The organism is Mesorhizobium sp. LSJC280B00 (assembly GCF_000502835.1).
Lineage (GTDB): Bacteria > Pseudomonadota > Alphaproteobacteria > Rhizobiales > Rhizobiaceae > Mesorhizobium.
On sequence record NZ_AYVL01000104.1, the window covers coordinates 1 to 1,913 of the forward strand.

Consider the following 1,913-nt stretch of genomic DNA (forward strand, 5'->3'; position numbering starts at 1 on the left):
TCGCGCGGGCATCCTCCAACGCCGCTTCCGGCAGCGGCATCAGGCGCGGGGTCGCGTTGCGCGGACTCGTTTCGGTCGGGCCGATGCGCAAGCCGAGCGGACGGCGCGACAGCGCCGGGCCGAGCGCCATGAACTGCCCGCGCTCGAGGTCGCGAAAGGCCTCGGCCTGGCGGCGCTCCATGCCGAGAAGGTCGGCGGCACGCGCCATGTCGATATCGAGAAAAGTCCGGCCATCGGGGCTCTGCTTGGCTTGCCGGTCACACAAACACGATAGGGTTTTTCTCGCGCCGTGCCATGCGGATCAATTCCGATAGTCCATCGGCAAATTCCCGAACCCATGCGTCGGTGCTTGATTCGATCAGCCGCAATTCGCGCTCAAGCTCGACAAAGCTCGGCTCCTCGATGACGTCTCCGACACTGCAGGCTGAAAAAAAGGACAATCCGTTCCAAGGCCGAGCCTTCGCCGAGAAGGCCGGCAATCGCCTCTCTAAGCGCGGCGACGTGGGCGATGTTTCCGACACACCAGTCGCACACCGTGACCACGTCCCAGGTGAGATTTACGCCCTCGGGATGGATCACCTCGCATTCGCCCGTTGTCGGTTCCCGCTGAAAGCGATAGCCGGGGAATTCCCGCTCCATGGTCGAAGCGCTTTTGAAAACTGCAACGTCGAGACCCATTCCGATCCTCCGGCTAGCCCCAAGCCAAAGCAGGCGCGCAGCACTACTCCGGCAGCCCCGCCACCCGCATGGCGTCGGTCACGATTCCTTGCGGGTGCTGCCGCCACGAATCGATCATAAATGGCCTCGCGCCATCAGGCGAAACACATCTAGGTTAGCGCCTACCAAGAAAACACTTGGCGTGAGCGGACTTAGCGATCGGGTAACTCAGCCCAAAGCTTCTTCGCGAAGCCCCGTTCGTCGAGTTCCCACAAGTCGTCTGCTATCTCAGCTTGGCCGTTGCGGCATCGATAGGAATAAACGGTATCGTGACCCGTCGCGACGGCTGGAACGTCTTTCGCGTTTGGATTCTGCCGACAGAACTCATCCGCACCAGGATTGTCGCGTGCCGCATTCATCTTGGTGCAGGGCAGGTTGGCGCCGACGAAGCAGACCATGACCTTGCCGTCCATGCAGCGATATTGGGCCTGTGCCCGCAGTTCGGAATCGTCCGGCGCAATTTGAGCGTCCGAAGCGAGCGCCTTGAACGCCTGGACCGTCTCGTCATGAAGCGCGGGCGAATAGTCCTGGATCGTGTCGTCGTTGTGCACCTGGCGGCACAATTGGTGCATGTCGGCAGCCTCCGCTTTCGTGACGCCGAGCGCGGCAAGGCTGAGCAGGGCTCCAACCAGCCATGCCGCAGCGCCGGTGTTTGAAAAACGGGACATTTTCATCGCAAAACCTCCTTCGAAAAATGCGCATGAAACCGCTCGCGACTTGGCGCCGCAGAGCAGACACTTGAGCAAGAGTGTCAGGATAGCGCGCAATTTGACCGCCACCAGCCAGTAGACAGTCCCACCGACGGCGGCGCAGAATAGCCACCATCAGGATTTTCTCCGCCCGGGAGACGGCATGGATGCCATCAGAGCGCATGTACCCGATCATCACTGCGACCGCCCCGGCAATCTAGAGCCGTAGCGGCTTTCTGCCGATCAGCCGCCGCGGGACCTCGATCCCGATCGCGAAGATCAGCATAGCGTACAGCGCAGCCAATGCGCCGAGCAGCGTGGCGCCAGTCTCATACAGCCAAACTCCCCTGCTCCGCCTCCTCCGCATTGGGATCCCCCGGTGCCGTTGCCCAGGCGAGCTCCACCAGCGTCACCGTCCGCCGGCCGGCTCCGTCGAGCTGGCATACGATCAGCCCCTGCTCCTCGATATAGGTCAGCAGGCGCCGGGCGCGGCGCAGCGAGTGCGAG

The 1,913-nt window shown here is 62.4% G+C and carries 2 protein-coding genes and 2 pseudogenes; all 4 read right to left on the reverse strand.

Annotated elements, in window-relative coordinates:
- A pseudogene (locus X773_RS73445) lies at nucleotides 1–232 on the reverse strand (ATP-binding protein); the annotation flags it as partial.
- Between the two features lie 143 nt (nucleotides 233–375).
- On the reverse strand, nucleotides 376–678 hold the full coding sequence (locus X773_RS77185) for a hypothetical protein (protein ID WP_156937525.1): 303 nt from the start codon (nucleotides 676–678) through the stop codon (nucleotides 376–378).
- Between the two features lie 191 nt (nucleotides 679–869).
- On the reverse strand, nucleotides 870–1,484 hold the full coding sequence (locus tag X773_RS73455; RefSeq protein ID WP_156937526.1) for a hypothetical protein: 615 nt from the start codon (nucleotides 1,482–1,484) through the stop codon (nucleotides 870–872).
- A gap of 251 nt (nucleotides 1,485–1,735) precedes the next feature.
- Nucleotides 1,736–1,913 (reverse strand): annotated as a pseudogene (locus X773_RS78900) (ATP-binding protein); the annotation flags it as partial.